Source organism: Mesorhizobium kowhaii (assembly GCF_042431665.1).
Taxonomy (GTDB): Bacteria; Pseudomonadota; Alphaproteobacteria; order Rhizobiales; family Rhizobiaceae; genus Mesorhizobium; species Mesorhizobium kowhaii.
Genome location: NZ_JBHLYT010000178.1, coordinates 1 through 2,008, shown reverse-complemented (window position 1 = coordinate 2,008; position 2,008 = coordinate 1). Strand labels below are relative to the sequence as shown.

The 2,008-nt window shown below is 55.2% G+C and carries 2 protein-coding genes; one reads left to right on the top strand and one right to left on the bottom strand.

Annotated elements, in window-relative coordinates:
* A partial coding sequence (locus ACFFNA_RS38975; RefSeq protein WP_446685995.1) for a hypothetical protein occupies nt 1-224 on the top strand: 224 nt, incomplete at its 5' end.
* Between the two features lie 205 nt (nt 225-429).
* Here ACFFNA_RS38975 and ACFFNA_RS38970 read toward each other — a convergent pair.
* A complete protein-coding gene (locus ACFFNA_RS38970; protein WP_378925581.1) occupies nt 430-1,701 on the bottom strand; it encodes a hypothetical protein in 1,272 nt (423 codons plus the stop codon).
* Nucleotides 1,702-2,008 lie beyond the last annotated feature (307 nt).

Here is a 2,008-nt window from a genome sequence, read left to right as displayed (position 1 = left end):
ACGGATCGATCAAAATGGCGGCCCTTGAACATGACAAACTCCCGGAAAGCAGGAGCAGCCGTCATGCAGCAATGACCTTTCCGAAAAGTTTGCGACGGAACCGTTCACTTTCGTTCGTCTTTTGGACATTCACCTGCTCGGATCTCGTCCGAACGTTTCATCCGACGCTCACCACCACGGCTCTTTACCGCAGCAGCTCGGACTGGTTTGAGACCCGCTCCTGAAAGCCGATCCCGGAGGGCCATCCTCCATCATGCTTGCCCTGCTTTAGAGGATCGGCCCACCGGCACGGGGTCCGCGGCCACAGGAGTGCTTATGAGCCCCAGTTCACAATAAACGCGGAAGTAAGTATAACTTGCGAAGCGCAAATTTTGAAGTGCGGCCACGCTTACTTCATGGGCGACGAGGACGAAGCGGCAGAAACGCGCCTTAAGGGAGATATATATCGGATTGATCTGCAAAAAAGTGTACATTATTTGCGATCTCTCGAAACTGTTCATGGGGGGGGGGCGCAGTCTCGCCCAACTTCTCGCGATTGCGTCGCCGACTTCTATCCGAGAAAGGAAGGCCACCACAGGAGAGGTAGCGAATGGCTCCCTCTGGATCTCGAATTGGAATAACGTCCCCCCGCGTGAAAACACTGGGGCTGAAGGGCACATCGAGTCGACCTTCTTTGAACGACTCCACTACAGCTTTGTGAACATCAATAGACTCAACAATCGGATCCACAAGCTCAATAACTTCGCGCTCGATCCAATGCATCTCTTCTGTAACTGACGATTCGTCGAGTTTGATGAAGTCGAACATTTTCGCCAGAGCGCATCTGGTTATGCGGATACCGTCTACGTTTGCCTCCACCGTTGGGATACCGACTGCCTCTTCATAGGTCTTTGTGACGACCTTTGTGGCGCCCCCCAGCCCCGCGACCAATCCGCCGAGCAGAATAAGAGCGCTTGCCTTTGCCTTGTCCCGCGGGAACGGTCCCATGTACTGATGCAGAACGGGATAAACGCACTGCCCGGGCGGCAAATATCGTCGTGCCAGCGTCTCGATAGACCGCAAAGCCGCAACATCCTGTAGCGTATTGCCCCCTTGAGGATAGGCGATCAGTAAACACTTTACTCCGTCGCGTGCGGCGCTGATAGCCTCAAGAAAAGAGATAGCCAGCGATGTGGAAGGAGGAATGAGGACCGCTGTAAGGGTGCCGAACATCTCGCGCGATACGATGATGCCGTGGGCGGCTAGCTCTCCGCAAGTGCGGTCAATTCTTCTCCAGGACGCGATTGAGTCTTCAAGTGGCACTTTCTTTGCGTAGGGCAGATTGTAACTGAGACCGCCTCCCTCGAAGGACGTAATTCCAGAAGCAATCGCAGTCTCGAATAGATGGTCGGCGATCGGTGAGCCGTGTCGAATGTCGAGGGGCTGCTTCGTTCGCTCGTTAAGAGCGCGTCCTTTGCGCCAACCGTGAGCCACCAGCGGGTACCCGTTTAGTGCCTCAGGGTTCGTGCGGAGTATACGGCTGGCGTGATCAAACATTCCAAGCCGGGAATAGGAATCTATGGTGAGAGTCAAAATATCCGGATTGCCTTCATCCTCGATCCTAGACAGAAGCGTCAGCATCTCGTCGTGGCCACCGACGCCGGACCTGGGCTGAACGGCGACCGCTCCCCTTCCTTTCGTCGCTGCAAGCAGTTGTGCCACGCTGGGTTTGTTCAGGCTTTTTAGGTAATCGCACGTATCTGCTAGAGTGGGGAATTGGCGAGCCCGAAACATGAGATGCAACTGCTCGTTTTCTTAATCGGATTTGAGTGAGTATTGAAAAACGGCTGGTCACGATACTACCAGCCTGGGTGGGCGGCTCCTGCCGAACTTCCCGACTAAAATCGCGAGCCATCGCTCCAATTGGTCCCGGTAGGGACGATGGTTGCCCATCGCCCCCCGGCCAGATCCGTACGTGCGGCACTACCGCATACGGCTCCTATCGGATGTTGTGACGGTGAACCGAGCA